This window comes from Shimia isoporae (genome assembly GCF_004346865.1).
GTDB lineage: Bacteria > Pseudomonadota > Alphaproteobacteria > Rhodobacterales > Rhodobacteraceae > Shimia > Shimia isoporae.
The window spans coordinates 102,455-127,389 of sequence record NZ_SMGR01000003.1 but is presented as its reverse complement, the minus strand read 5'-3'; the positions used below and the strand labels follow the sequence as shown (position 1 = coordinate 127,389).

General features: G+C 57.1%; 26 protein-coding genes. 9 read left to right on the top strand and 17 right to left on the bottom strand.

What is annotated here, in order from left to right:
* Window positions 1-23: 23 nt before the first annotated feature.
* The 7 genes from BXY66_RS14915 to BXY66_RS14890 form a co-directional block, all read right to left on the bottom strand.
* Window positions 24-251, bottom strand: a complete 228-nt coding sequence (locus BXY66_RS14915; RefSeq protein WP_132861190.1) for a DUF1127 domain-containing protein — start codon at window positions 249-251, stop codon at window positions 24-26.
* A 150-nt stretch (window positions 252-401) separates the two neighbouring features.
* A complete protein-coding gene (ureC, locus tag BXY66_RS14910) occupies window positions 402-2,141 on the bottom strand; it encodes an urease subunit alpha (RefSeq protein ID WP_132861189.1) in 1,740 nt (579 codons plus the stop codon).
* A gap of 28 nt (window positions 2,142-2,169) precedes the next feature.
* Window positions 2,170-2,664, bottom strand: coding sequence for a hypothetical protein (locus tag BXY66_RS14905; protein ID WP_132861188.1), 495 nt, complete (start codon window positions 2,662-2,664; stop codon window positions 2,170-2,172).
* Between the two features lie 28 nt (window positions 2,665-2,692).
* Window positions 2,693-3,001, bottom strand: a complete 309-nt coding sequence (locus BXY66_RS14900) for an urease subunit beta (RefSeq protein WP_132861187.1) — start codon at window positions 2,999-3,001, stop codon at window positions 2,693-2,695.
* The gene (locus BXY66_RS20505; RefSeq protein ID WP_165929200.1) at window positions 2,998-3,165 is read right to left on the bottom strand and encodes a hypothetical protein; all 168 of its coding nucleotides are present in this window, start codon (window positions 3,163-3,165) and stop codon (window positions 2,998-3,000) included. Before BXY66_RS20505 ends, BXY66_RS14900 begins: the two co-directional genes overlap by 4 nt.
* 17 nt (window positions 3,166-3,182) lie before the next feature.
* A complete protein-coding gene (locus BXY66_RS14895) occupies window positions 3,183-3,485 on the bottom strand; it encodes an urease subunit gamma (RefSeq protein WP_132861186.1) in 303 nt (100 codons plus the stop codon).
* 4 nt (window positions 3,486-3,489) lie between these two features.
* On the bottom strand, window positions 3,490-4,257 hold the full coding sequence (locus tag BXY66_RS14890) for an urease accessory protein UreD (protein ID WP_165929199.1): 768 nt from the start codon (window positions 4,255-4,257) through the stop codon (window positions 3,490-3,492).
* Window positions 4,258-4,569: 312 nt separating this feature from the next.
* Here BXY66_RS14890 and rpe point away from each other — a divergent pair, with 312 nt between their 5' ends.
* Window positions 4,570-5,253, top strand: coding sequence for a ribulose-phosphate 3-epimerase (gene rpe / locus BXY66_RS14885; protein WP_132861185.1), 684 nt, complete (start codon window positions 4,570-4,572; stop codon window positions 5,251-5,253).
* A 2-nt stretch (window positions 5,254-5,255) separates the two neighbouring features.
* Here the strand turns inward: rpe and BXY66_RS14880 are convergent, their stop codons facing one another.
* Window positions 5,256-5,780 carry an SH3 domain-containing protein gene (locus tag BXY66_RS14880; protein WP_132861184.1) on the bottom strand — a complete coding sequence of 175 codons (525 nt, stop codon included), beginning with the start codon at window positions 5,778-5,780 and terminating at the stop codon, window positions 5,256-5,258.
* A 96-nt stretch (window positions 5,781-5,876) separates the two neighbouring features.
* On the opposite strand from BXY66_RS14880, the gene BXY66_RS14875 reads away from it, so the two are divergent.
* The 5 genes from BXY66_RS14875 (at window position 5,877) to BXY66_RS14855 (ending at window position 12,179) form a co-directional block, all read left to right on the top strand.
* Window positions 5,877-6,863 (top strand): 2-hydroxyacid dehydrogenase, encoded by a 987-nt coding sequence (locus BXY66_RS14875; protein ID WP_132861183.1) that lies wholly within the window; start codon window positions 5,877-5,879, stop codon window positions 6,861-6,863.
* 3 nt (window positions 6,864-6,866) lie between these two features.
* Entirely contained in the window at window positions 6,867-7,433 is a 567-nt protein-coding gene (gene thpR / locus BXY66_RS14870) for an RNA 2',3'-cyclic phosphodiesterase (protein ID WP_132861182.1), read from the top strand.
* Window positions 7,434-7,474: 41 nt separating this feature from the next.
* Window positions 7,475-9,250, top strand: a complete 1,776-nt coding sequence (gene ggt, locus BXY66_RS14865; RefSeq protein ID WP_132861181.1) for a gamma-glutamyltransferase — start codon at window positions 7,475-7,477, stop codon at window positions 9,248-9,250.
* Window positions 9,251-9,317: 67 nt separating this feature from the next.
* Window positions 9,318-10,718 carry an FAD-binding oxidoreductase gene (locus BXY66_RS14860; protein ID WP_132861180.1) on the top strand — a complete coding sequence of 467 codons (1,401 nt, stop codon included), beginning with the start codon at window positions 9,318-9,320 and terminating at the stop codon, window positions 10,716-10,718.
* A 186-nt stretch (window positions 10,719-10,904) separates the two neighbouring features.
* On the top strand, window positions 10,905-12,179 hold the full coding sequence (locus tag BXY66_RS14855) for a serine hydrolase domain-containing protein (protein ID WP_132861179.1): 1,275 nt from the start codon (window positions 10,905-10,907) through the stop codon (window positions 12,177-12,179).
* 78 nt (window positions 12,180-12,257) lie between these two features.
* On the opposite strand, the gene BXY66_RS14850 is transcribed toward BXY66_RS14855, so the two are convergent.
* The gene (locus BXY66_RS14850) at window positions 12,258-12,608 is read right to left on the bottom strand and encodes a winged helix-turn-helix transcriptional regulator (protein WP_132861178.1); all 351 of its coding nucleotides are present in this window, start codon (window positions 12,606-12,608) and stop codon (window positions 12,258-12,260) included.
* Window positions 12,609-12,694: 86 nt separating this feature from the next.
* Here BXY66_RS14850 and BXY66_RS14845 point away from each other — a divergent pair, with 86 nt between their 5' ends.
* Window positions 12,695-13,786 (top strand): NAD(P)/FAD-dependent oxidoreductase, encoded by a 1,092-nt coding sequence (locus tag BXY66_RS14845; protein WP_132861177.1) that lies wholly within the window; start codon window positions 12,695-12,697, stop codon window positions 13,784-13,786.
* Between the two features lie 72 nt (window positions 13,787-13,858).
* A complete protein-coding gene (locus tag BXY66_RS14840) occupies window positions 13,859-14,956 on the top strand; it encodes an NAD-dependent epimerase/dehydratase family protein (protein ID WP_243694400.1) in 1,098 nt (365 codons plus the stop codon).
* Window positions 14,957-15,009: 53 nt separating this feature from the next.
* Here BXY66_RS14840 and panB read toward each other — a convergent pair whose 3' ends face one another.
* Together panB and panC are read right to left on the bottom strand one after the other, a co-directional pair.
* Entirely contained in the window at window positions 15,010-15,819 is an 810-nt protein-coding gene (panB, locus tag BXY66_RS14835) for a 3-methyl-2-oxobutanoate hydroxymethyltransferase (RefSeq protein WP_132861176.1), read from the bottom strand.
* The gene (gene panC, locus BXY66_RS14830; protein ID WP_132861175.1) at window positions 15,816-16,658 is read right to left on the bottom strand and encodes a pantoate--beta-alanine ligase; all 843 of its coding nucleotides are present in this window, start codon (window positions 16,656-16,658) and stop codon (window positions 15,816-15,818) included. Before panC ends, panB begins: the two co-directional genes overlap by 4 nt.
* A gap of 178 nt (window positions 16,659-16,836) precedes the next feature.
* On the opposite strand from panC, the gene BXY66_RS14825 reads away from it, so the two are divergent.
* Window positions 16,837-19,344: a GcvT family protein gene (locus tag BXY66_RS14825; RefSeq protein ID WP_132861174.1), complete on the top strand. Its 2,508-nt coding sequence runs from the start codon at window positions 16,837-16,839 to the stop codon at window positions 19,342-19,344.
* 69 nt (window positions 19,345-19,413) lie between these two features.
* Here the strand turns inward: BXY66_RS14825 and BXY66_RS14820 are convergent, their stop codons facing one another.
* The 6 genes from BXY66_RS14820 to BXY66_RS14795 form a co-directional block, all read right to left on the bottom strand.
* Window positions 19,414-19,812, bottom strand: a complete 399-nt coding sequence (locus tag BXY66_RS14820; protein WP_132861173.1) for an EF-hand domain-containing protein — start codon at window positions 19,810-19,812, stop codon at window positions 19,414-19,416.
* Between the two features lie 56 nt (window positions 19,813-19,868).
* Window positions 19,869-20,207: a carboxymuconolactone decarboxylase family protein gene (locus BXY66_RS14815; protein WP_132861172.1), complete on the bottom strand. Its 339-nt coding sequence runs from the start codon at window positions 20,205-20,207 to the stop codon at window positions 19,869-19,871.
* A gap of 129 nt (window positions 20,208-20,336) precedes the next feature.
* The gene (locus BXY66_RS14810; RefSeq protein ID WP_132861171.1) at window positions 20,337-20,996 is read right to left on the bottom strand and encodes a DUF938 domain-containing protein; all 660 of its coding nucleotides are present in this window, start codon (window positions 20,994-20,996) and stop codon (window positions 20,337-20,339) included.
* The gene (locus tag BXY66_RS14805; protein ID WP_132861170.1) at window positions 20,996-22,072 is read right to left on the bottom strand and encodes an NAD(P)/FAD-dependent oxidoreductase; all 1,077 of its coding nucleotides are present in this window, start codon (window positions 22,070-22,072) and stop codon (window positions 20,996-20,998) included. Before BXY66_RS14805 ends, BXY66_RS14810 begins: the two co-directional genes overlap by 1 nt.
* A complete protein-coding gene (locus BXY66_RS14800) occupies window positions 22,069-23,007 on the bottom strand; it encodes an aldo/keto reductase (protein ID WP_132861169.1) in 939 nt (312 codons plus the stop codon). Before BXY66_RS14800 ends, BXY66_RS14805 begins: the two co-directional genes overlap by 4 nt.
* A gap of 175 nt (window positions 23,008-23,182) precedes the next feature.
* Complete coding sequence (locus tag BXY66_RS14795) at window positions 23,183-24,907, bottom strand: methyl-accepting chemotaxis protein (protein ID WP_132861168.1); 1,725 nt, start codon at window positions 24,905-24,907, stop codon at window positions 23,183-23,185.
* Window positions 24,908-24,935: the final 28 nt, after the last annotated feature.

Sequence of the window (24,935 nt, the reverse complement as noted above, 5' to 3'; positions counted from 1 at the left end):
CGCACCTCCGGTGGCCCACCCGATCAGATGTGCATGTAGTCGCCGAAAACGTGGCGCACGATGTCTTCGCGGCGAATTCCGCGTTCCGCGAGTTGCTCGTCGGTCATTGCATTCAGAGCGTCGACGCGCTGGATGCGGCTGTTGTTTTCCATGATCGCTACAAAGAAGCGGCCGATCGCATGGAACGGTGCTGCAACGATTTTGCCCAGCGAAATCGGGGCTGCGGAGTGTGTCGTATCGGTCAGTGCCATTTCGAACCTCGTTTGTAAAAACTCTGGTCCTCCCTCGCTTACTGATATGCGTCAGAATGGTTGACATGTGTAGTGTGGCTTTCGTCATAGCTGTGTTGCGGTCGCTGCAATGCAGCATTTCCAAAGTGTTACCAAGGCCTGCTGACACCCTCAGAACATGAAATAACGTTGTGCCATCGGCAAAACCTCGGCTGGCTGACAGGTCAACAATTCGCCATCAGCGCGTACTTCGTAGGTTTCCGGATGCACTTCGATCTCTGGCGTAGCATCGTTTAGTTTCAAGTCCGATTTTCCGATATTGCGCGTGTTCTGGACCGCCAGTGTTTGCTTGGCGAGGCCCAAGCTGGCGCCAATGTCCTCGGCCTGCGCTGCCTCGGATACAAATACAACAGCGGAATTTTCGACCGCGCGACCATACGCACCAAACATGGGTCTTGAATAGACCGGCTGAGGCGTTGGAATGGAAGCGTTAGGATCGCCCATCTGTGCACAGACAATAGAGCCGCCGATCAGAACCATTTCAGGCTTAACTCCGAAGAAAGCCGGATTCCAAAGCACGAGGTCGGCGCGCTTGCCTTCCTCGATCGATCCAATCTGATGACTGAGTCCGTGCGCGATCGCGGGATTGATCGTGTATTTTGCGATATAGCGGCGCACCCGGAAATTGTCGTTCTCTCCAGTTTCTTCGGGTAGACGACCGCGCTGTTTCTTCATTTTGTCGGCAGTTTGCCATGTTCGGATCAGCACCTCGCCGACACGGCCCATGGCCTGACTGTCCGACGCGATGATTGAGAAGGCGCCCATGTCATGAAGGATGTCTTCTGCGGCGATTGTCTCCCGCCTGATACGACTTTCGGCGAAGGCCACGTCTTCGGGGATCGATTTGTCGAGATGGTGACAAACCATCAGCATGTCGAGGTGCTCGTCTACTGTGTTGACGGTGAATGGTCGGGTTGGGTTGGTGGACGACGGCAGGACGTGCTCTTCACCGCAAATCTTGATGATGTCGGGCGCGTGACCTCCGCCCGCGCCTTCGGTGTGAAAGGCGTGAATCGTGCGACCTTTCATTGCCGCAACTGTATTTTCGACAAAACCGGATTCATTGAGAGTATCGGTGTGGATCATGACTTGAACGTCCATGTCGTCCGCGACCGATAGGCAGCAATCGATTGCGGCAGGCGTTGTACCCCAATCTTCGTGCAGTTTCAGTGCGCAGGCCCCGCCTTTGACCTGTTCTTCCAGAGCGGCCGGAAGCGACGCGTTGCCCTTGCCTGCAAAAGCGAGGTTCATCGGAAAAGCATCCGCAGATTGCAGCATGCGCCCGATGTGCCAAGGACCGGGTGTGCAGGTGGTTGCGAGCGTTCCGTGTGCCGGGCCGGTTCCGCCGCCCAACATGGTGGTTAGCCCCGAATGCAAGGCGTCCTCGATCTGTTGCGGGCAAATGTAGTGGATGTGGCTGTCAAATCCGCCTGCGGTCAATATCTTGCCTTCGCCAGCGATGGCCTCTGTGCCGGGCCCGACAATGATGTCGACACCCGGTTGCGTATCCGGGTTACCCGCCTTACCGATTTTTGCAATACGACCATCCTTGAGACCTACGTCTGCCTTGTAGATGCCCGAGTGATCTACGATCAACGCGTTGGTGATGACCGTGTCTACGGCACCCTCAGCACGTGTGGTCTGGGCTTGGCCCATGCCGTCCCGGACCACTTTCCCACCGCCGAATTTGACCTCTTCGCCGTAAGCCAGAGAGTCGCCTGCTCCCGCTCTTTCTGCGGTAAGGTCACGTTCGACCTCGATGACCAGTTCAGTGTCGGCAAGGCGCAGCTTGTCGCCAACGGTTGGGCCGAACATGGCAGCGTAGTCGGAGCGGGTTATTTTTGCAGGCATCGTGTGGTTTCTCTTGAGTGGGAGCAGATCAGCTGGGCTTTTTGGCCTTGGTTGTCTTTTTTGCTTTGGGCATCGCAGGCGGCTTGGATGGCTGCCGCGTGCGTTTGCGAGTCACTGGTTCGACTGTTGTTACTTTTGGCGCGTCGGTTGTTTTGGCGACAATTTCTGGTGCCGACTTCGCAGGAGGCGCTTTGCGCGCCACGGATTTTGGCTTTTCCTCTGGATTCCGCCCGGTAGTCTTTGGGGCAACAGATTTGAATACCAGTTCTTCGGGCTTCACTGTCGGTTTTGACTTGTTCTTTCCCACGGCCGCTTTTGGCGCTGCTTTCGAGACCGTTTTCTTCGGAGACTTGGATTTCCCGACGGACGCAACCGCGGTCGGCTCGGAGGGAGCATACGGCGTAAGAAAGGCGAGCGCTGCACGGGTCATCGCGTGGTTGGTGCGCATTTGTCGCTCAACCATACGCGACATCAGAAGGAAGCTGCTGAGCGAGGCCGTAAACGGGGTCGTGACAGGGGTCATAATTGAAGTCTCCTTTTTGAAAATCAGGTCATGAGAGAGGCCCCATAACCTTTTGGTTGAAGCCGAAAATGCGGCGCGCGCCAGAAATGGGTATGAGTGGCACTTCCCGCCGTTGCCCGGGTTCGAACCGCACGGCCGTGCCGGCGGCGATGTCCAAGCGCAATCCGTGGGCAGCAGCGCGATCGAAGTCCAGTGCCGGATTGGTTTCCGCAAAATGATAATGGCTGCCCACCTGGATAGGTCGGTCCCCGGTATTGGCCACCATGAGAGTAGTCACCTCGGCACCATCGTTCAGCGTAAGGTCGCCGTCGGCGGCGAAGAGCTCGCCGGGGATCATTTGCCGGAGCCCGCCCAGAGAGCAACACAGCCCAGAATGAGTCCGCCAATCATTAGGCCAAGCCAGACAGGACTTGTTGCGTGGGGGTGCAAGTGTAGGCCTTCGTGGGCGGCCGCCGGTGCTGCGGCGGTGATTGCGAATGCGGAAACAGCGAAACGTTGCATAGGGTTCTCCTGAACAGTCAGCGAATGGGGTTGTGAACGGTCACGAGTTTCGTGCCGTCTGGGAAAGTGGCCTCGACCTGTACTTCGTGGATCATCTCCGGGATGCCCTCCATACATTGGTCACGCGTGATCACATGAGCGCCGGATTGCATGAGGTCGGCTACAGATTTGCCGTCCCGTGCGCCTTCTACGACGGCGTCCGTGATGAGCGCGATTGCCTCCGGATGGTTAAGCTTAACTCCCCGCGAGAGGCGCTTACGGGCGACTTCCGCCGCCATGGCGATCAGCAGTTTGTCTTTTTCTCTAGGCGTCAGTTGCATGTGTTCAGAGCATCCAGGTTCGAGGTAGTTCAGCGCCGCGCAAGTGACGCAACGCGGGAATGAGAATTTGGCGAAGAGAGTGTCCATCCTCGGCAAGTAGGCGAGCAAAGATCAGGCCCTCACGGATCAAGCTGACTCCGCAGTTAGGCGGCAGAAGTGCGCGCAGCGGGTCAACATGTCGTTCAGCTTCATTGGCGGCGAACAAGAGGGCGGCCATTGCACGATTGCCATTGGCGATTGCGGGGCGGTCCAGATGGGATTGGATGTCGCCTGACAGATTCACCCTGTCGGCAAACTGTATGCGCCCGTCACGACGGATATTTATCTTGTCTTTGATCGACGCCTGATGAACCGTTTCGCCCATGGCGGTGCGACCGAAGATCATCGGTTCCACCATCAAAAAACAGCTGTCCTTTGACAGACCTACATCCAAAGTCCGGTCAACGTTTGCGCCATCAAATATGATGGTTTCCTGAGGAAGCCAGTTCAAGCGCGCGTCGGGAGCCACCGAAATGGATGAGCGAACCTTGGCCGCATTTTCGTCGATGCTGCGATAGGCCCTCTCAGCGGCTTGTGTTGTCACCGTCAGGTGGCTGCCCTTGCCGGCGGTTATTTCGGTATGGAAATCATCTCCTCCGGTAAGCCCGCCTGACGTGTTGAGCAAGACAGCTTCGAGAGAATCCCGACGGCCATGCGGGAACAAAACGCGAGACGATCCCGATAAGCGGAAATCATCCAGAACGCTTTGTTGATCCCGAAACTTGGAACGCACAAGGGCGCGCCCAATGGCGCGCGGTTGCGACTGTGTTGATATGTTCGCTACGGCCGGTATGGTCCCCTCCACTCGGTCTTGCGAGATCGTGGATGGGCTGTTGCCTAATGAACAGGCAGGTCGCTGCGTTTTTGAGTTAACAGACGAAAAAATCGGCAGTTTTCTGAGTTTACCTCGAGGAGTCGCCTAAAAATTGGGCGCGCGGCAAACGGGCGCCGCCGGGAAAGACCGTTGCACTTTGAAGCGGTGCGGCGCATTTTCCCCGCAACGTCGAATCGGCGCGCGCGCCTGCCTCAAATAGGGGAACTCCCAATGTCCTTTGACCGCTCCATCAAAATCGCCCCGTCCATTCTTTCGGCTGATTTCGCCAATTTTGGGCAGGAAATCAGGGCGATTGAGGATCAGGGGGCGGACTGGGTGCATGTCGATGTGATGGATGGGCACTTTGTGCCCAACCTTACTTTTGGTCCGCCTGCTGTTAAGGCTTTTCGCCCGCACGTGAAAACCTTCATGGACGTGCACCTCATGATTGCTCCGGTGGATCCTTACATCGAGGCTTATGCCGAGGCCGGCGCGGATATGATCACAGCGCATGTTGAGGCAGGGCCGCACATCCACCGGACTTTGCAGGCTATCAAAGCACAGGGCGTGAAGGCTGGTGTTGCCCTGAATCCCGGAACGCCCGTTGAAGCCATCGAACATGTTATGGATCTGGCGGATATGGTTCTGGTGATGACCGTGAACCCGGGTTTTGGCGGTCAGAAATTCATTCATTCTGGCGTAGAGAAAACGCGTCGGGTGCGGGAGATGATCGGCGATCGCGAGATTCATATCCAGATTGATGGCGGTGTTACGCCGGAGACTGCACCTTTGGTGGCTGAGGCCGGAGCAGACGTTCTGGTTGCTGGATCTGCAGTTTTCAAAGGCGGTTCTGTTGACAATCCGGAAGTCTATGGCGCGAACATGAAAGCCATCCGAGACAGCATCTCAGGCTAGGGTCAGTCGCGGATCTCGTCGGGGGTGACACCCCACAGGTTTTCCTTGAGCGTCCAGCCCTTGTAGCCGCTGGCATTGAGCTTGCACCAATCAATGTTGCACTCTTCGAGTCTGGCTATCACCCCGAGTTCGAGGTGTGCGGTGACAGGGGTGTTATCGGCAGGTCGTGCCTTGAGCGGTAACATATCGGCTTCGATGATCACAGTGCGCACACCGGATAACAAGGAATAGTGCACCCAACCTCCGGCGCCTTCTATATCTCTTACGCGTCGCCAGTGTTCGTATTCGGCTGTAATCTGAAGTGGCATGTTTCGGCGCGTAAACACCCAATCTATCCGGTGCGTACGGGACGGGCCGCGCCGTACGTTGGCCTTGGATGCCTTCAGCGACACATAACGCGGCAGCGGCAAGTTGGTGACCGGCCCGCGTTTTTCCTCTGCCGCCACGGCAGATGTAAGTGCTGCGATCAGCACGGCGCCCATGAAAACAAGCGATTTTCGACCCAAGATAAACATCTTGCCTGACATTTTCTGCTCTGGAACTCGCGGGGGTTCTTGTGCCCCGTCATTGTGTGGGGCACTGTGACACCAACGCGCTGATTTGGAAAGACCGGAGGCCAATCTATGCCCAAGCAACGTCTGAGTGTTGTCGTGACGCGACGCTTGCCCGAAGCGGTCGAAACGCGGCTTAGCGAACTCTTTGACGTGCGGCTGCGTGACGATGATACGCCAATGCCCCGTGAACAGTTGGCTGAAGCCATGCGGGAAGCAGATGTTTTGGTGCCGACGTTGAGCGACAAGATCGACGCCAACCTTATCGCGCAGGCCGGGGAACGGTTGAAACTGATTGCCAATTACGGGGCGGGTGTTGATCACATTGATGTGGCGTCTGCACGTCAACGGGGTGTTCTTGTGTCCAACACGCCTGGTGTTTCTGCGGATGATACCGCCGACATGGCGCTTGCCTTGATACTAGGCGTGACGCGACGCATTGGCGAAGGCCTGATGCGTATGCAATCCGGTGAGTGGGATGGCTGGGCGCCAACTGCGTTGCTTGGCGGTCGGGTCAGTGGAAAGCGGCTTGGCATTCTTGGCATGGGGCGTATCGGCACTGCGGTCGCGCGTCGTGCGCAGGCTTGTGGCATGCAGATTCATTATCACAACAGAAAGCGATTGCGCCCTGAAATCGAAGAACAATTTGAGGCCACCTATTGGGAAAGCCTTGATCAGATGCTGGCGCGTATGGATGTGATTTCGGTCAATTGCCCACACACGCCGTCAACCTTTCATCTGCTGAATGCACGGCGGCTCAAACTGATGAAACCGGGTGCGGTTATCGTCAACACGTCCCGGGGCGAAGTGATCGACGAGAATGCAATGGTGCGTATGCTTAAGAGTGGCGAGATTGCTGGCGCAGGCCTCGACGTCTATGAGCATGGTGCCGAAATCCATCCGGACCTTCGCGGTCTGCCAAACGTGGTGCTCATGCCACACATGGGCTCGGCCACCGTAGAGGGTCGGATTGAAATGGGTGAGAAAGTTCTCATTAATATCAAGACTTTCGACGATGGCCACCGTCCGCCGGATCTTGTTGTTCCGGCCATGCTCTGACACTTGCGCGCCTTTGTTGCCATTGATCTGAGCGGGTCGGAAGCGGATGGCTTTCTGGATCTGCAGGAACGTTTGGCGGTGGGGCGCTCTGTGCCAGCTGGCAACCTGCATCTGACTCTGGCCTTTCTGGATGAGCAGCCAGAAAGCGCCTTGGAAGCGCTTCACGAAGAACTGGAAGAGGTGCGCCATCCGGCCTTCGAGCTGCGGTTCAGGGGGGTTGACCTTTTTGGAGGTGTGCGCAGCCGCGCGCTGGCGGTACTGGCAGAACAGGAACCTGCGCTGCTGGATCTGCAACAGGCCATAAAACGCTGTCTGCATCGCGTCGGTATTTCGTCGGCAACGCGTCGGTATAGGCCCCATGTTACTTTGGCGCGGTTCAAGGATGGTGGTCAAAACCCGGAAAGACTCCAAGCGGCGATCTCTCGAGGGGGCACGTCGGAAATCGGCCCGTTGCTGGTCACGCATTTTTCGCTTTTCCAATCGACTTTAACCAGCGCGGGAGCGATTCACGAAGTGCTGTGCGATTATCCGCTGCAAGTGTTCGGTGACGGAGAGTTTGACGGCTTCTGATCCTGCACTAAGCTGCACTCGGGTATTTCAGGAGCGTTGCCATGTATTTTAGGATTTCAGCACTAGTAATGTCGTTGGCCATTGGATCCGCGGGTTGGGCGCAGGACGTGGCCGACGGGGTGGCGCCAGAGGTCGAAACCGGACTTGGAGTGCAGGTTCCCACGGCTCTGCAGGTTGCAGCCGATGCCAAGGCGGCGGGCAAGCCCACAGAAGCACAGGACTGGATGATTGCTGCGGCGCACCCGTTGGCTGTTCAGGCAGGGGCTGATGTTCTGGCGAAGGGCGGCAGCGCGGCAGATGCAATGGTGGCGGCACAGGCGGTGTTGGGGTTGGTTGAGCCGCAGAGTTCCGGCTTAGGTGGCGGGGCATTTCTGGTCTGGTACGATGCGGCCAGCGGGAAGGTCACAACTCTGGATGGGCGCGAGACAGCACCCATGGCTGCGACCCCGCGACTGTTTCAGGACGAAAACGGCGAACGGTTGAAGTTTTTCGAGGCCGTGGTTGGCGGGCGCAGTGTCGGCGTTCCCGGTACGCCAATGTTGATGGAAGTCGCGCATCGCAAATGGGGACGCAGCACTTGGCCGGAACTGTTCCTACCGGCGATCCGTCATGCGGAGAAAGGTTTTCCCGTGTCGCGCCGAATGGCTGCGTCCGTCGCGCGGGATTCTGAGCGTCTGGCCTCGCACCCCACCACGGCTGCCTATTTCCTGCCTGGCGGTGTGCCGCTTCCGGAAGGGGAAATTTTGTTCAACCTCGAGTACGCCAACAGCCTGCGACTATTGGCGCGAGAGGGCGCTGATCCGTTTTACACGGGCGAGATAGCTGGCGACATTGTTGATGCAGTGCGGAAGGCTGATAATCCGGGTGTTCTGAGCAACGTTGATATGGCGCTTTATCAGGTGAAGGAACGCCCCGCTGTTTGTGTCGTTTATCGGAAGCATGATGTGTGCGGCATGGGGCCGCCATCTTCTGGCGGACTGACCGTAGGGCAAATCCTGGGAATGGCTCGCCACTTTGATTTGGCAGGTATGGGACCGGATAGCGTCGAGGCCATGCGTGTGATCGGAGAGGCGTCACGTTTGGCTTTTGCAGACCGCGGCCGGTACATGGCGGACAGTGACTATGTGCCGGTGCCTGTGGAGGGGCTGCTGGCGCGGCCATACCTGAAGTCGCGGTCCCGTCTGATGGAAAGTGACACCGCACTTACGAAGGAGCAGGTCGTATCGGGCGAGCCAAAGTTTGATCATGCAATGAACTATGCGGATGGCGAAACGTTCGAGCAGCCTTCGACCTCGCATATTTCGATTGTCGACAGCTATGGCAACGCCCTGTCGATGACGACGACCATTGAAAATGGATTTGGCAGCCGCGTAATGGCGCGCGGGTTTCTTCTGAATAACGAACTGACAGACTTTTCGTTCCGTTCCCACGTCAAGGGAGTACCGGTTGCGAACCGAGTGGAACCGGGGAAGCGCCCGCGCTCATCGATGGCCCCGACAATTGTCCTGCGAGATGGCAAGCCGGTTTTGGTGGTTGGCAGCCCCGGGGGAAGCCGCATCATCGGGTACGTCGCCAAAACCATCATCGCCCACATCGATTGGGGGCTGGATGTGCAGGCTGCGATCGATTTGCCAAATATGGTGAACCGGTTCGGAACTTTCGATGTCGAGGAAGACAGCATGAAAGATCCGCTCGAAGAGATCGGATTTGAAGTCAAGGTGCGAGATCTGAACAGTGGCGTTCATGCGATTTCCATCGGCGAAACATTGCAAGGCGGAGCGGACAACAGGCGCGAGGGTCTTGCCTACGGGCAGTAGGTTGCTTGACCCTGCGTGAGTGGAGGCTTACCCCTTTCGACGGAGCATCGAGAGGGGAGTGATCGATATGGAAACTGCTGAGAACCTGCCGCGCAACGAAGAAGGAATTTCGGCAGCGCTGGGCGTGTTGAAGCAGCAGTTTGGCGAAGCGTTTCACACAGGGCAGTCGATGCGCCAACAGCATGGGCATACGACAACCTGGATTGAAACGCAGGCGCCGGATGCGGTGATTTTTGCCAAATCGACCCAAGAGGTTTCCGATATCGTTTCGGTGTGCGCGACCCACAAGGTTCCCGTGATTGCCTATGGCACGGGGACATCGCTGGAAGGTCACGTAAACGCGCCCGCCGGCGGCGTCTGTATCGATCTGACAGATATGAATGCGATCAAGGAAGTGCACGCCGAGGATCTGGACTGCGTGATTCAGCCGGGCGTCACCCGCGAGCAACTCAACACGCATCTGCGCGATCAGGGGCTGTTTTTTCCGATTGATCCGGGCGCGAACGCGTCCCTGGGAGGGATGGCGTCAACGCGCGCGAGCGGCACAAACGCCGTGCGGTATGGCACGATGAAAGACAACATTCTCGCTCTGGAAGTGGTGATGCCGTCCGGAGAAGTTATCCGCACCGGAACCCGCGCAAAGAAATCCAGCGCGGGCTATGACCTCACCCGGTTAATGATCGGGTCGGAAGGAACACTTGGGATCATCACTGAAATCACGCTCAAGTTGCAGGGTATTCCAGAGGCCATGTCTTCGGCGCGGTGTTCTTTTGAAACAATCGATGCTGCCTGTCAGGCTGTGATGGCAACCATCCAGTACGGCATTCCGGTGGCGCGGATCGAACTGCTGGACAGTCTGGCTGTGCAGGCGGCGAATGCCTACTCCAAACTTTCCTTGCCGGAACAGCATCTGTTGCTGCTTGAGTTCCATGGTTCGGAAACCGGTGTGGCAGAGCAGGCAGAGATGTTCGGCCATATCGCTGAAGAGTTTGGTGGAAGCGGGTTCGAATGGACTCAAAAGGCGGAAGACCGCTCGAAACTCTGGCAGGCGCGGCATGACATGTATTGGGCGGCGCTGGCGTTGCGACCGGGGGCGAAAGGGGTGTCCACCGATGTTTGCGTGCCGATCTCCCGGCTGGCGGAATGTGTGACCGCGGCGAAGGAGAAGGCCGACGAACTAGGGCTAATCTCAACTGTGGTCGGACACGTCGGCGACGGCAATTTCCACATGCTTCCCTTGATCGACATGGATGACGCGGACGAAGTCGCCAGGGGACAAGGGTATGTCAGCTGGCTGAATGAATTGGCGATTTCCATGGGCGGAACTTGTACCGGCGAACATGGCATCGGACAGGGCAAGAAACCCTATCTGCGCAAGGAACTTGGCGGCGCGGTGGATGTCATGGCAGCTGTGAAAGCTGCATTGGACCCGGATGGTATCATGAATCCCGGAAAAATATTTGAATAAATTCGTATTAAATCGGGTTTTGATCCGAGATTTTCGAATGAGGCCCTAAAAAATACAAAAAAATTTTCTTTTTGCTCTTGCCGTTTGGCAAAGTTCGCATATCTGTTGGACGTCAACGGCGGCTGCACTCGCCCGGCGAGTGGGCCTGACCAACTTCATAGTATTGTAAACCATTGGAGCATTTTCATGTTCAGAACTCTCGCGATCACCGGCTGTCTTGTTGCGGCAACTGTGGTCAACGCCTCCGATCTCAAACCTGTCAATGATGCGCTGCTGGATCAGATGGAGCATTTTGGCGTGACGCAGCAGAACTGGGACTCGGCGGAGCATGCCTCTGTGACTTTCCCGAATGCCTATCATTTCACCCGCCACTATGTTGTGTCGCCCGGAGATGCGGTGGCGCCTGAAGCGTGGAAAGACGAGCAGGGCACGTTGGATCTGACGGCGCTGCGGGGGCTTGATGCGGACGGTGAGCATGATCTGGAAACCTTGCTGCGGTATCGGCTGAAAAACCACGCGATGGTGGTGCTGAAAGATGATCGCCTGCTGCATCAGCATTTCTGGACAGGTATGACACCTGAATCGACCCATCTGGATATGTCCGTCACCAAGTCCTTCACGGCAATTCTGGCGGGAATTGCTGCCAGCGAAGGCAAGCTTGATATGTCGGCGCCGGTTGAAAGCGTGTTGCCGGAGTTTGCGGGTACGGCCTTTGAGGGAGTGTCTATTCAGGACGTGGCGGATATGAACTCCGGTCTGGATATCAAAACGCCACCTTTCCTGAGTTGGGACCCTGCCTTTACCGAGTCGCAGGAATGGAACGGTCCAAATGATAGCGGTCTGGTCGGGATCAAGGACTATCTGGTGACCATCAAGGACCGCAAGTACGAGCCGGGTACCCATTATCAGTATCAAGATCCGAATACAGAGATACTTGGCCTGATTGTCGAGAAATCGACCGGCGTGGGTCTGGCGCAATACATGCAAGACAAAATCTGGACAAAGCTTGGCGCGGAAGGCGAGGCTTATTTTCAGGCTGACCCTACCGGCGCGACGGTTGCGTCAGGCGGTCTGAACATGCGGACCCGCGACCTTGCGAAAATGGGGCGGGTGATCGTCAATGGCGGCAAAAACCACCAAGGTGACCAGATCATTCCCGCTGAATTCCTTGAAGCGCTTTGGGACGGAAACGATCGGGTCAAGGCAGCGTGGAAAGTGGGCAAGGAAGCCGCGATTGCGCCGGATGGTTGGTACAAGGATCAGATTCGCGTCCTCGAAATCAAAGGTCACAAGTTCCTCACCTTTGTGGGTATCCATGGCCAGACTCTTGTCGTGGAACCGGAAACCGGTGTCGTGATTGCCATGAACGGCGGGTATCCCCAGACGGAAACAGAGCGCATGAACATCATGCTGTTCCTCGAAATTGTTCCGGCAATATTGGACGCAGCAGCCAAGCTGTAGGCGAAAACTCGTCATCTCAAGACGCCCCGAGCCAAGGTTCGGGGCGTCTTTGTATTTGAGAATGAGCGCTGATGCGGTCTAGCTCGCCTTGGCGGGTGGCTCTTCCGGAAGCTTGTGTGCGTTGGCCGCAGCCCAATCGTGCATTTCTTGAAGAAGCGGGATCAGGCTTTGGCCGAGAGGTGTGAGACTGTATTCCACATGCGGCGGGATCGTCTTGAAATCCTTTCGGTACACAAAGCCGGCCTCCTGAAGCTCCTGCAACTGGCGCGTCAGCGTCCGGTGAGTGATGCGCCCCAGATTGCGTTGAAGCTGGTTGAAACGGCAGGCCCCTTGGGCCAACCAGAAAATGATCAGCAATTTCCATCGGCCTGAAATAGCGCCAATGAGCGCTTCGATGCGGCAGTTTTCCTCAGGCGGATGCATTTCCATCGCGGTATCCTAAATGACCGTACTTGTTGCAGTGATCGTGCAGCGTTACCTACCCAAGACAACACACTGCTGCAATGGGGGACCGCATGGGCAAGAAGAAAATCGTGATCGTTGGTGGGGGCTATGTCGGGTTTGAAGTGGCGCAGAAACTGGATGCAGTCGCGGATGTGACTCTGATTGAACAGCGCGAAGCCTTTGTTCAGCCTCCCGCCGCGATCCGGTCGCTGGTTCAACCGGAGCTTCTGGAGCAGATCATACTGCCATATGACGGCCTTCTTAAGTCGGGTCGGGTTGTGCGCGGTCGCGCCGTCTCGGTTGCCGAGGACGCGGTCACTGTCGAAAATGGAGACAGGTATGTTGCTGATTACATCGTTATTGCCACGGGATCGACTTATGCGGCGCCGTTTAAACCAGCGGGCGACAGCATTGAGGATTTCAGGCAGACCAGCGCCGATGTTGCGGCGCGTTTGAAGACTGCGGAGACCGTGGTGATTGTGGGCGCGGGTGCGGTGGGCACCGAACTTGCCGGCGAGATCGCTTCGGCACAGCCTGGGAAGAAAATCACACTGATTTCGTCAGACGATACCCTTTTCCCGATGTATCCCGCCAAGTTGGGCGCAAATTTGGAACGAAAGCTCAAAAAGCTTGGCGTGACAGTTGTTCTCGGTCAGCGGGTGCAGGATTTGCAGCGCTTGGATCAGCCGTATGAAGGGTCAGTTACCCTTGCGGACGGGTCTGAGATTGCGGGGGATATGATTTTTCCGGTGATTGGGTCCAGACCGCAGGCCACGCTGATAAAAAGCCTTCCCGGGGTGCAAGAAGGCACTTTGGGGCGGGTCAGGACCGACGGTTGGCTGCGGCCGTCGGACTATGCCAACGTATTTGTTGCCGGCGACATTGCGGATGTCGGAGACGGTATGACGATTGTTGCAACCGCTCGGCAAAACCCTTGGCTGGTAAAAACATTGAAAGCGCTTGTGGCTGGTGAGACGGTTGAAAAGCTGAAGCCTTATAGCCCTTGGAAGAAAGCGCCCATCCTGGTTCCCTTGGGGCCAATTGTCGGCAACAGCTGGTTGTTCACGACTGTAGGAGATCGGATCACCCGCATGATGAAAGGCAAGGAGCTTTTCATCCCGAAGTACCGCAAGGCTTTCGGTATGTCGGCACGGGCTAAATAAGACTGTGCACTTGGCGCAATCGGCAAGCCTAGTGGCGCGATCTGCATTTGATTTTCGTGCGGGACATATGAAATGTGTCTCGTAACGACAATCGGAGATGGCGACATGTCAGGCACTGAATTCAAAGTGGATACAAGCAAACCGGTTCTGGTCACTGGCGCGACCGGATATGTGGCCGGTTGGATCGTCAAAGATTTGCTGGAAGCTGGCGTGACCGTACACGCCGCGGTGCGCGATCCATCAAATAGCGGCAAGACCGCCCATCTGACTGAAATTGCTGATGCGAGCGCGGGCACGCTGAAACTCTTTGCGGCGGACCTGCTGGAGACTGGATCCTACGCACAGGCGATGGACGGATGCGGGGTGGTGTTTCACACCGCTTCCCCATTCACAACCAGCGTGAAGGACCCGCAGAAAGAGTTGATTGATCCGGCCGTTGAAGGAACGCGAAACGTGTTGGAAACGGCGCGGGCGACTCCCAGTGTTTCACGAGTGGTTCTTACCAGCAGTTGTGCTGCGATATACACGGATGCTGCGGATTGTCGGGATGCGCCGAACGGCGTTTTGACCGAAGATGTTTGGAACACGACGGCGTCGCTTGAACATCAACCCTACAGCCTGTCCAAAACGCTTGCCGAGCAAGCCGCATGGGAGATCGCAGGTGCGCAGGATCAATGGAAGCTGGTTGTTGTGAACCCGTCGCTTGTTGTTGGGCCAAGTCTTCAGAAGAGCCCGACCTCAGAGAGCTTTGCTTTGGTGAAGATGCTGGCAGGTGGCTCCATGAAAATGGGAGCACCGCGGTTCGGGATTGGCGCGGTCGACGTGCGCGATTTGGCGCAGGCGCATCTCGCTGCGGCGTATGTTGAGGATGCGGAAGGGCGCCACATCGTGTCCGCTCACAACACCGATTTCCTGTCTATGGCGGAGGCTTTGGAAGGGCGCTTTGGTGCAGATTACCCGCTGCCGAAACGGGCGATGCCGAAGTGGTTGGTCTGGCTGGCAGGGCCATCGCAAGGGATTAGCCGGAAGACGGTTACGCGCAATGTGAATGTGGCGTGGAAGGCGGATAATACCAAAGGCAAGCTTGCTCTGGGGCTGAGTTATCGCCCCCTCAAGGAAAGCATGGAAGACATGATGGCGAAGATGGTCGCCGATGGAGCGTTTAAATAGAAAAAGCCCGCCGAATGGCGGGCTTTTTTCGGCTCTCCAGTACCCAAAGCCCTTTAGCGGTAGACTTCGTCCTCGCCGGGGAAGGAGCGGTCTTTTACCTCTTTGGCGTATTGATCTACGGCGAGTTCGATGGCGGGGCCGAGGTCTCCGTAGACTTTCACAAACTTCGGCGTCCATTCGTTGAGGCCCAGCATGTCTTCGAGCACGAGGATTTGACCGTCACAATCCGCCGATGCGCCAATACCGATGGTGGGGATCGGGATTTGTTTGGTGATCTTGGCGGCCAGAGGTTCGACCATGCCTTCGAGCACAATGGCAAAGGCGCCTGCATCCGACACGGCCTGTGCGTCTTCTTCGTGGATCGCCCATGAGTCTTCGTCTCGGCCTTGGGTTTTGAAACCGCCCATGACGTGGCTGGATTGGGGGGTCAGGCCGATGTGGGCCATCACGGGAATGCCGCGTTCAGTCAGGAAACGGATGGTTTCCGCCATGCGTTTGCCGCCCTCAAGTTTCACCGCGCCACAGCCGGTTTCTTTCATGATTTTGGCGGCGTTGCGGAAGGCTACGGCAGGGCTTTCCTCGTAGGTGCCAAAGGGCATATCGACGACAACGAGTGCTTTTTGGGTGCCGCGCACCACTGCCTTGCCATGCATGATCATCAAATCGAGAGGGACGCCCACGGTGCTTTCCATGCCGTGCATGACCATACCGAGGCTGTCACCCACGAGAATGAAGTCTGCGTATTTGTCGACGATGGCGGCGGTGTGCGCGTGATAGGAGGTCAGCGAGACAATTGGTTCTCCGCCCTTGCGGGCTGCGATCTGCGGGACCGTGGTGCGGCGGATGGGGACTTGTTTGCTCATGGTGTGACAACCCTTTGGTCAATCAGGAGAATGTCGCCGAAGGCAACGGAGATCATAATGGCGGTCGGACCGTGTAGTGGTCCGTCGATGGTATTCAGTGTTTCGGCCTCGACAATGTCCAGACCCTTGAGCGTGGCGCGCGGTTCGGTGGCAACTGTGTCCGCGATGACTTTGTGTAGATCGGCAACAGTGGCGCCGGTCGCGGTGGCTTCAGCGGCGGTCAGAGACTGTGACAGGATCAGCGCGGCGGTTCGGTCTTCCGGTGTCAACCGCACGTTTCGCGAAGACATGGCGAGCCCATCGGCCTCGCGCACGGTTGGCGCGCCGATGATCGTCAAAGGCATGTGCAGGTCAGCGACCATACGCTTGATGACCTGAAGCTGCTGGTAGTCTTTCTCTCCGAACACGGCCACATCGGGCTGAACAATATTGAAGAGACGCGCGACGACGGTGGTCACACCCCGGAAATGCCCGGGACGTACGAGGCCGTGCAGCATGTTCGCCATACGGGTTGTTTCGACGATGGTTTCGTCCCCTGACGGATACATCGTTTCTACTTCGGGAATGAAAACGACAGCGACACCCGCGTTTTCGAGCATTTCAAGGTCGCGGTTTTCGTCCCTTGGATAGGCATCCAAATCGGCGGTTTCGCCAAACTGGCTCGGGTTCACAAAAATGGAGACGGCCACTGCATCAGTGTGGGTTTGCGCCGTTTCGACAAGGCTCATGTGCCCGTCGTGCAGGAACCCCATGGTGGGCACCATGCCGATGGTTTTGCCTTTGGCGCGCAGCGCGGCAATTGCGGCGCGGCAGTCTGCAACAGAGCGGCAAATCTGCATTTTCGCCCGTCTCCCCATAAAGTGCATCGGTGTGTAGCGGGGCCGCTGCGGTGCAGCAAGGCTTTTCGCGGCAACGTCACGTCGCAATTGCGATATCAAGCGTCGGCTGGACCGTGCGATTTCGTGCCAATTCGCTAGAGTCCCCTCAAAGACCAATTTGCGGGGAGTCGCCGGAGCGATGAAAACCAATGTAAAAGCCCTTGTTGTTGGCGGCGGTGCCGTTGGCACGTCGATTGCCTATCACCTTGCCAAGGCAGGCTGGGACGATGTGATGCTGGTGGAACGCGACGAACTGACGTCAGGTTCGACATGGCATGCCGCGGGGCTGCTGCCCCTGTTCAACATGTCTTATGCGACGACCCACATTCACCAGTACTCGGTAGATTTCTACAAGACACTGGAAGAGGAAACCGGGCTGAACGCGGGTTTCGCCGTAGTGGGCAACCTGCGGATGGCTCAGACGCAGGACCGGATGGACGAGTACATGCTCTATGCGTCCACCGCCGAGACTTGTGGTGTTGCTTATGAGTGGCTGACACCGGACGACATCAAGCAGCGTTGGCCGCTGATTGAGACCGGCGATCTGAAGGGGGCGATCTATCACACTGAAGATGGTTACATTAACCCCGCTGATGTGACTCAAGCGATGGCCAAAGGTGCGCGGCAGCGCGGCGTAGCGATCGAGCGCAAGTGGCAGGCGGATGCGTTCCATTGGAATGGCGAAGCGTGGGAAGTGACGCTGACCAAGATGGTCGAGAAGGGCGGCAACCTGATCGAGAGCGACGAGCAGGTGGTTGTAACTGCCGAGCACGTGGTGACCGCATCCGGCAATCACGCGCAGCGCACTGCAAAGATGCTGGGTATCAAGATGCCTGCGATCCCTGTGGAACATACGTTTATCGTAATGGACCAGGACCCCGAGCTTGTAAAATGGCGCGAGGCAGGCAACCCCGAGCATCCGGTTGTGCGGGATGCCGACAACGAGTCCTATGCCCGTGAGGAGCGCGGCGGATGGATTCTCGGTATTTACGAGCGTGGCGCGCCGGCGCGCTTTGAGCACGGGGTGCCGGACAGTTTCCGTGCGGATCTGTTCCCGCTCGATCTGGACCGGATCGCAGACCAGTATATGGCAATGGCCGAGCGCGTGCCCTCTTGCGCTGAGAGCGGCCTGAAGGACGATTTCAACGGGCCAATCTGCTACACGCCTGACGGTAACCCTCTGGTTGGACCCGCACCAGGTCTGCGGAACATGTGGTTGGCGGAAGGCTTCTCCTTCGGGATCACGGCGGCAGGCGGCACCGGTTATTATCTTGCGCAGATGATGGTCGATGGTGAGGCCGAAATCGATATGGCGAGCCTTGACCCCAAGCGCTACAGCCAGAACTGGATGACCACCGAGTTCGCGGCGCGCAAGAACGAAGAGTGCTATGAGCACGTTTACATTCTGCATCATCCGGATGAAGAGCGCGAAGCTTGTCGCCCGCTGCGGACAGCACCGGCCTATGACAGGCAGAAGGCGCTGGGCGCGCAGTTCGGGTTCGTGAACGGATGGGAGCGTCCCAACTATTATGGTCCGCTTGATGCCCCCGAGAATTTCGACCATGACAGCCGTTCGTTCCGACGTGGCAAGTGGTGGGAATACGCGGTGGAGGAGGCTAAGGCGATCCGTGAGAACGTTGGCCTTATCGATGCAACAGCCTTTACAAAACACGTGGTCAAAGGCCCCGGCGCGACAGCTTTCCTTGACTGGTTCACTTGCAACAAGCTGCCCAAGGTTGGACGCATCAACCTGACTTATGCACTGACAAGCCACGGTACGACCCGCACGGAATACACAATTGTACGTAACGGGGAGAACAACTACTACCTCGTATCTGCTGGCGCGTGGACAGAGTATGACGCCGATTTCCTGCGCAAGGCCGCCGAGGACAAGATGGAGGAGTTCGGCTACATCGAGATTCAGGACGTCACCACACAATGGGGTGTTTTTGCCATCGCCGGACCGAAATCCCGTGATGTGTTGAGCAAGGTGATCGTGGATGCAGATCCAGCGACCGCTTTGTCCAACAAGCGCTTTCCGTGGTTGTCGGCGCGGCAGATCGAGCTGGGCATGTGCCCGGTCAATGCCATCCGTGTGGCCTACACCGGCGAACTCGGCTGGGAGTTGCACCACCCGATCGAGATGCAGAACTATCTCTGGGACCTGCTGACCCAAGCGGGTGCAGAGTTTGACATGAAGCTTGTGGGTGCTCGGGCGCAGAACTGGTTGCGTCAGGAGAAATCCTATCGCGCCTTTGGTACCGAACTGGGGCGTGATGCGACACCCGCAGAAGCTGATCTTCCGCGCTTTATCGATCTTTCCAAGGAGTTCCACGGCAAAGCAGAAATGGAAGCCAAGGGCGTGCGTGTGAAATGCTGTACGATGCTGATCGACGGACCGGAGGATGCGGATCCGTGGGGCCGCGAGGCGCTTTATACCGAAGACGGTACGCGTGTCGGGCGTCTGACGTCGGGAGGCTATTCAGTGGCTTTCGGCAAATCCATCGGCATGGGATATGTCACGCCGGATTTGGCAGTTGAAGGCACCAAGCTGAGGGTAAAAATTCAGGACAAGCTTTGGGATGCAGTCGTGACCTGCGACAGCCCGTATGATCCGAAAAACGAGACGATCCGCAAAGACGGGTAAATTTGCATAGAAAAAGAAAAAGGCGGCCCAATTGGCCGCCTTTTTGTGTTTAAGCGTTGTTGGCGTTCGTCAGAAGTTGCCCTTGGTGATGATACCGTCGGCGTCTTTGTCCACAGAGGCAAACCACGTATTGAGCGCTTGGTCCATCTCTGCGCGGGTGACTTTGCCATCGAGATTTGCATCCATGTATTGGCGGCTCATGCCGTCAACAGAGCGCAGAAGGAACGAGCTGTCAGTGTTGTTCGCAGCTTCGCGGCGGGCTTTGTCGAAAGTGGTGTATTCTTCCGAGTTTAGCGCCCCGTCGCCGTCGGCATCGAAGGTTTCGAAGATTTTGATGCGCAGCGATTGAACGTCGTCCCATGTCAAATTGCCGTTTATTCCGAATTCCCATTTGGACAGATCTTCGGCGTGTGCGGGCAAGGCAAGGACGCCGGCGATGATGCTGGCGGCAATCAGAGTTGGTTTCATAAGGCTAGTCCAAAAAACTTCAGTCGGACCAACCTTATGTTGGGAATGCTCGCTTGTCAGCCCGCAGACAGTTCTTCAAAACATTCCATCGCTTTGGCGGCGTACATCATAGAAGGGCCGCCGCCCATCTGGATGGACATCGCCAAGACATCCGAGACTTCTTCTTTGGTTGCGCCGGCTTTGACCAGCGCATCGCAATGCAACGAAATGCAGGGTTCGCAGCGGCTGACCACGGCCATGCCAAGGGCGACGAATTCTTTGGTTTTCAGATCCAGAACACCGCCTTCCTTAACGGATTTTCCAAGCGCGCCGAAGGCGCGGGCGGTGTCTGGGATGGCTTTGTTCAAACCGCGCAATTGGGTACGTGTTTCGGAGATTTTGTCGGTCCAGCTCATCAGAGGCTCCTTGAAGATTTTGACCTGAATTACATTCTATTTGCTGAATGTGTATTTGATGCAGATCAGATCAAGGTGCGTGGGCCGAGAAAATTTAACTTGGCGGGAAAGCGCTGGAAACTGGCAGCCTTAAACCGGCTTTCGCCACAGCAGAGCCAGATTGTTGGCGGGCATTTCGCGCGGAGGAAGGCGTGTTAGCCCCGCAGTTTCCCCCCACCTTTGTACCGTTTCATCCGACTTGTAGCCAATCTCGGGGTCCTGTGCGCGTAAACTTTCGTCAAATGACAGGTCACCATCACTGGTCAGAGTGTCTCCGCGCTTGAAGGGACCGTAGATCATCAAGAGCCCGCCGGGTGCCAGCGCGCTGGCTGCTTCGGCCACGAGGGTTTTGGCTTCTGTCTCGCTGACCAGATGCAGCAGGTTGCAGAGCGTGATCAGGTCCTGACCGGCGTGTTTGATACCCCAATCCGACGCAGTCGCATCCAATTCAATCGGTGCCGACACATTTGGAAGGTTGGCCTCAGCCAAATAAGCGGAGATGCTTGCACGACGGGACGGATCAACCTCTGTGGGTTGCCAATCAATATCGGGCAAGGTCTTGGCGAAATGTACGACGTGCTGTCCGGTTCCGCTGGCGATCTCCAGCGCATTGCCTTGAGCCGGTGCGATTTCGCTGAGCAAGGCTGTGATTGCGTCGACGTTGCGCGCGGCCGACGGTGCAAACAGCTTTCCGTCTTCTTCGGGTGTCGCAACGGAAGCGCTGTCGGGCAGGTTGAGGCGGCGTGGCATCAGGCGAACCTTTCTGGGCTGAGGGCGTCACAAGTTTTTTGGTCGAGTTCGGACGCCCGACCTGCGATCTGATCGGCGACATATTGGCTGGCGGCGGGTGCGGACTGAAAGCCATAGCCGCCCTGACCGGCGACCCAGAAGAAGGTTGAATCTTCGGTTGACGGTCCGAGCACCAAGTTTCGATCGGGTGAGAATGTCCGTAAACCGGCCCAGCTGGCTGTCAGCTGAGTGACTTCCTCGGTTACATATTCCTGATATCGCGCAATACCTTCGGCGAGCACCATGTCGTCCGGCCAGGCATCGAAGGGTTGCATTGGGTCCTCTTCGGCCGGTGACACAAGCAGGCTTCCCGCGTCGGGCTTGGCATACCATGTTTCGTGGATATCCAGAATCATTGGCCATCCAGACAGGTCGTGACCGCCGGGCGCGGGGATTCGGGCCATTGAGCGGCGCATCGGGGTGAAGCCGAGAGGTTCGACGCCTGCCAATCTTGCGATGCTGTCGACCCATGCACCGGCCGCGTTGAAAACGATCTTTGCGCTGTAGGTTTCGTCGTTTGATGTGACGTCCCATCCCCGTTTGGTGCGGGCGATCGCGGTGACTTCCTGACCGGTCAGAACAGTTCCGGCATTGTCACGCACCTGTTTTGCGAAAGTCTGGATCATCCGGTCGGTGTCGATGTCAAAGGCTGCCTCGTGAAAAGCCACCTGACCAACGGTTTCAGGGTTCAGGATTGGAACCTTGGCGACAGCCGCATCGATGGAAATCGGGTCTACATGGAATTCTTCGCAGGCTTTGGCGAACGCGTCTTTCTGTCCGTGTGCGGCAATGAACATAAGGCCGCGTGGGCTTAGGAAACCGCCGTGGGCGTTGTGGAAGAAATCGGAACTGGCTTTTGAAAGCGCGACTGTGCTTGCGAGGCCGTAATTGGATTCATAAAGAGCCGCCGAGCGACCGCTTGCATGGTACCCAAGTGAGGACTCGCGTTCGAGCAGGAGGGTCTGGCCGAGTTCGGAAAGACGCGCTGCTGCGGACGTGCCGGCGATACCGCCGCCGATAACGAGAAAGTCGATCATGCTTCTTCCAGTCGGTCTGTGGCGGGAGGCGGTGTCGGGGTGAGCTCAGTCAGCCGGTTATAGAGGTCGCGGTCCATTTCTAAAGAAAGCGCTGCCAGTGACGGAGCAAGCTGATCGGTGTTTCTTGCGGAAAGGATCGGGCTGGGCGCACTGTCGTGCTGAGCAGCCCAGGCAACGGCAAGGGTTGCGGGATGGGTTCCAAGTTCGGCGGCGATCTCGGCCAGTTGACTCGCCGCGTCGTGCATCCATTCCTGACCATATCGAGCGGCGTAGCGCTCGTCAGTGGCAAGACGTCCATCCACCTGTTTGCTGCTGTATTTTCCTGTCAGCAGACCTCCGCCGAGTGGTGAATAGGTTGCAGGAAGAATGCCGAGGTCGGAGCACATGGGCAGGATTTCGACCTCTGCCTGACGTTTCACCAGACTGTACATTGGCTGCAGCACGTCGATTGTCATATCAAGGGATTGCGCCATGAAGGATGCCTTGACCACCTGCCATGCGGCAAAATTCGAGAGCCCGACGTGCGAGATTTTGCCCTCGGACTTCAAGGCCGCAAAACACTCCAGCGTCTCGCTCAGCTCTGTTTCCGGATCGAAGCGGTGCAGATACAGAATATCCACGTGATCCATATCGAGACGGCGGCGCGACTCATCGAATTGTGTCCGCATATTCCGCGCACTGGCACCACCGACGTAACCAACTTTGGTTGCAACGACGAGGCGGTCGCGATGCGGAACGATCAGCTTCCCCAGAATCTCTTCGCTTTGACCGCCTGTATAGGCGTAGGCGGTGTCAAAATGTGTAATGCCAGCTGCGAGACAGTCTTCGAACATGCGTTGGGAAGCCAGTGTATCGGCCGTGCCCCCGAACTGCATGCAACCAAAGGCAAAGCGGCTGATTTGGGTGCCATCGGGGCTGGTGATTTGATGTGTCATGGCAAGACGTTGCCATGGTTGTGCGCAGGTGGGAAGAGGCGCTTTTCGCTTCGACGTAATCAGGCTCGAAAAGGAAATGCCCGCGCAGCAATTGGCTGGCGGGCAAATCCGAATTATGTGATCGATGGTCTGCTCTCCGGTGGAGAAGACGCGACCGTACGAGTGTTTCGAGGCATTAAGCCGAGCGGCGGAATTCGACCTCTTGGACCTTCTTGGGAGCCTTTTTGGAGGGTCGGAAGGCTGCCACTTGTTCAGCCAGTTCCGAGGCGGCGATTTGCAACGCACGACCTTGCTCGGAGGAATGTTCGACCAAGCTGGCGTTTTGCTGCGTCACGCGGTCCAGATCAGAAACGCCAGAGTTGATCTCGGTGATCGATGTGGCCTGATCGTTGGAGGATTCCGCGATCTTTACGACCAGTGCAGAAACATCTTGGATCTTGTCCACGATGGCTTCGATCGCTTGACCGGCCTCGTCCACAAGTTCCACACCAATGGCAACCTTGTCGGAGGAAGTATCGATCAACTCGCCGATTTCGCTGGCGGATGTGGAAGCGCGCAGCGCCAGCGACCGAACTTCGGAGGCCACAACCGCGAACCCGCGACCGGCATCGCCTGCACGGGCGGCTTCGACGCCCGCGTTAAGCGCAAGAAGGTTGGTCTGGAAAGAGATGTCTTCGATGACGCTGTTGATTGCGGAAATCTGGTCTGCGGAGTCCTTGATTTCACGCATCGCGTCCACAGCCCGTTTGACAACGTCGCCGCCACGCTCTGCTTCTGCCTTGGTGGCTGAAACTGTGGTCTCCACTTCCTTGGCCTGATCAGACGCAGTTTGCACGCTGGATGTGATTTGACCGATGGCCGCAGCGGTTTCTTCGAGCGTCGCCGCCTGGTTTTCCGTGCGCTTTGCGAGGTCGCGAGTGCCGTCTGCCATCTGGTGCGTCTGTTGTTCGATCTGGTCGATCGTGGACAAGACGCGACCGATCACATCATCCAGTGCGGACGCGGTTTCGTTGAAGTCCGAGCGTAGCATGACGTAGTCATCGCTCATCTCCGCAGTGATGCGGTGGCTGAGCATGCCTTTGGCCAACTGGTTCAGGCCTTTGGCGAGTTCACCCACAACTTCGGCCTGTTCTTTGGAGGCGGCTTTGGAGTTTTTTTCCAGTTCTGCGTTGGCACGCATGGTTTCCACAAACTCGCTAACAGCGCCGGAAAGACGGCCGAGTTCATCGTGACGGTCCGCGCCAGGAACTTCGCTGTCCAGATCGCCTTCGCGCAGGGCTGCGATGCGTTCCACGATCCGCGCCAGAGGCTTGGTTACCGAGGCTGCAGAGAAGTACACAATGGCACCTACGATCAGTACGATCAAAAGTCCGGTGATGATGGACTGAACATAGAGATTTTGAACAACTGCATCGATTGTGCCGTTGTTGAAACCGAGCACCATCTGGGCAACGGTGCTGCCGTCAGAGTGCACGATCGGAAATTTGATGTAATCCACGGAACCGATGCCGAGGCGCGCACTGGCGTCCTCGAGTTCCAGGATCTGGGCGATACCTTCGGCCCAGTTTTCGTTTTCGGCGCCTTCGGCCGCAACTTCTGCGAAGATGTCGCCGTCTACGATCACCTGAGCAAACAGAGCGTCGTCCATCTGTGTGATGCCCTGAATGGCACCGTTTGCCGCGTCGGAGTTGAAATCCCAAACGGCGGCCGCGATGGGCGGTGCGACAAATGTCTGCGCCAGCTGAAGTTCGTTTTCAAAAGCGTCTACCAACGTCGAGCTTTGTTTGTTCACCCAAAACGTTGTGTAGGCAGCGTTGGAGATCGCGATGCACGCGATGATCGGGAGCAAAAGGCGCCCCATGATCGATTTTCCCAAAAACCGCTTCTTTTCACCGTTCATTTTGCCCTCCTTGAGGCAGACCCCGTGG

Coding starts and splice junctions, on each gene's coding strand:
- BXY66_RS14915 (WP_132861190.1), bottom strand. CDS start 251: ATGGCACTGACCGATACGACACACTCCGCAGCCCCGATTTCGCTGGGC.
- ureC (WP_132861189.1), bottom strand. CDS start 2,141: ATGCCTGCAAAAATAACCCGCTCCGACTACGCTGCCATGTTCGGCCCA.
- BXY66_RS14905 (WP_132861188.1), bottom strand. CDS start 2,664: ATGACCCCTGTCACGACCCCGTTTACGGCCTCGCTCAGCAGCTTCCTT.
- BXY66_RS14900 (WP_132861187.1), bottom strand. CDS start 3,001: ATGATCCCCGGCGAGCTCTTCGCCGCCGACGGCGACCTTACGCTGAAC.
- BXY66_RS20505 (WP_165929200.1), bottom strand. CDS start 3,165: ATGCAACGTTTCGCTGTTTCCGCATTCGCAATCACCGCCGCAGCACCG.
- BXY66_RS14895 (WP_132861186.1), bottom strand. CDS start 3,485: ATGCAACTGACGCCTAGAGAAAAAGACAAACTGCTGATCGCCATGGCG.
- rpe (WP_132861185.1), top strand. CDS start 4,570: ATGTCCTTTGACCGCTCCATCAAAATCGCCCCGTCCATTCTTTCGGCT.
- BXY66_RS14880 (WP_132861184.1), bottom strand. CDS start 5,780: ATGTCAGGCAAGATGTTTATCTTGGGTCGAAAATCGCTTGTTTTCATG.
- BXY66_RS14875 (WP_132861183.1), top strand. CDS start 5,877: ATGCCCAAGCAACGTCTGAGTGTTGTCGTGACGCGACGCTTGCCCGAA.
- ggt (WP_132861181.1), top strand. CDS start 7,475: ATGTATTTTAGGATTTCAGCACTAGTAATGTCGTTGGCCATTGGATCC.
- BXY66_RS14860 (WP_132861180.1), top strand. CDS start 9,318: ATGGAAACTGCTGAGAACCTGCCGCGCAACGAAGAAGGAATTTCGGCA.
- BXY66_RS14855 (WP_132861179.1), top strand. CDS start 10,905: ATGTTCAGAACTCTCGCGATCACCGGCTGTCTTGTTGCGGCAACTGTG.
- BXY66_RS14850 (WP_132861178.1), bottom strand. CDS start 12,608: ATGGAAATGCATCCGCCTGAGGAAAACTGCCGCATCGAAGCGCTCATT.
- BXY66_RS14845 (WP_132861177.1), top strand. CDS start 12,695: ATGGGCAAGAAGAAAATCGTGATCGTTGGTGGGGGCTATGTCGGGTTT.
- BXY66_RS14840 (WP_243694400.1), top strand. CDS start 13,859: ATGTGTCTCGTAACGACAATCGGAGATGGCGACATGTCAGGCACTGAA.
- panB (WP_132861176.1), bottom strand. CDS start 15,819: ATGAGCAAACAAGTCCCCATCCGCCGCACCACGGTCCCGCAGATCGCA.
- panC (WP_132861175.1), bottom strand. CDS start 16,658: ATGCAGATTTGCCGCTCTGTTGCAGACTGCCGCGCCGCAATTGCCGCG.
- BXY66_RS14825 (WP_132861174.1), top strand. CDS start 16,837: ATGAAAACCAATGTAAAAGCCCTTGTTGTTGGCGGCGGTGCCGTTGGC.
- BXY66_RS14820 (WP_132861173.1), bottom strand. CDS start 19,812: ATGAAACCAACTCTGATTGCCGCCAGCATCATCGCCGGCGTCCTTGCC.
- BXY66_RS14815 (WP_132861172.1), bottom strand. CDS start 20,207: ATGAGCTGGACCGACAAAATCTCCGAAACACGTACCCAATTGCGCGGT.
- BXY66_RS14810 (WP_132861171.1), bottom strand. CDS start 20,996: ATGCCACGCCGCCTCAACCTGCCCGACAGCGCTTCCGTTGCGACACCC.
- BXY66_RS14805 (WP_132861170.1), bottom strand. CDS start 22,072: ATGATCGACTTTCTCGTTATCGGCGGCGGTATCGCCGGCACGTCCGCA.
- BXY66_RS14800 (WP_132861169.1), bottom strand. CDS start 23,007: ATGACACATCAAATCACCAGCCCCGATGGCACCCAAATCAGCCGCTTT.
- BXY66_RS14795 (WP_132861168.1), bottom strand. CDS start 24,907: ATGAACGGTGAAAAGAAGCGGTTTTTGGGAAAATCGATCATGGGGCGC.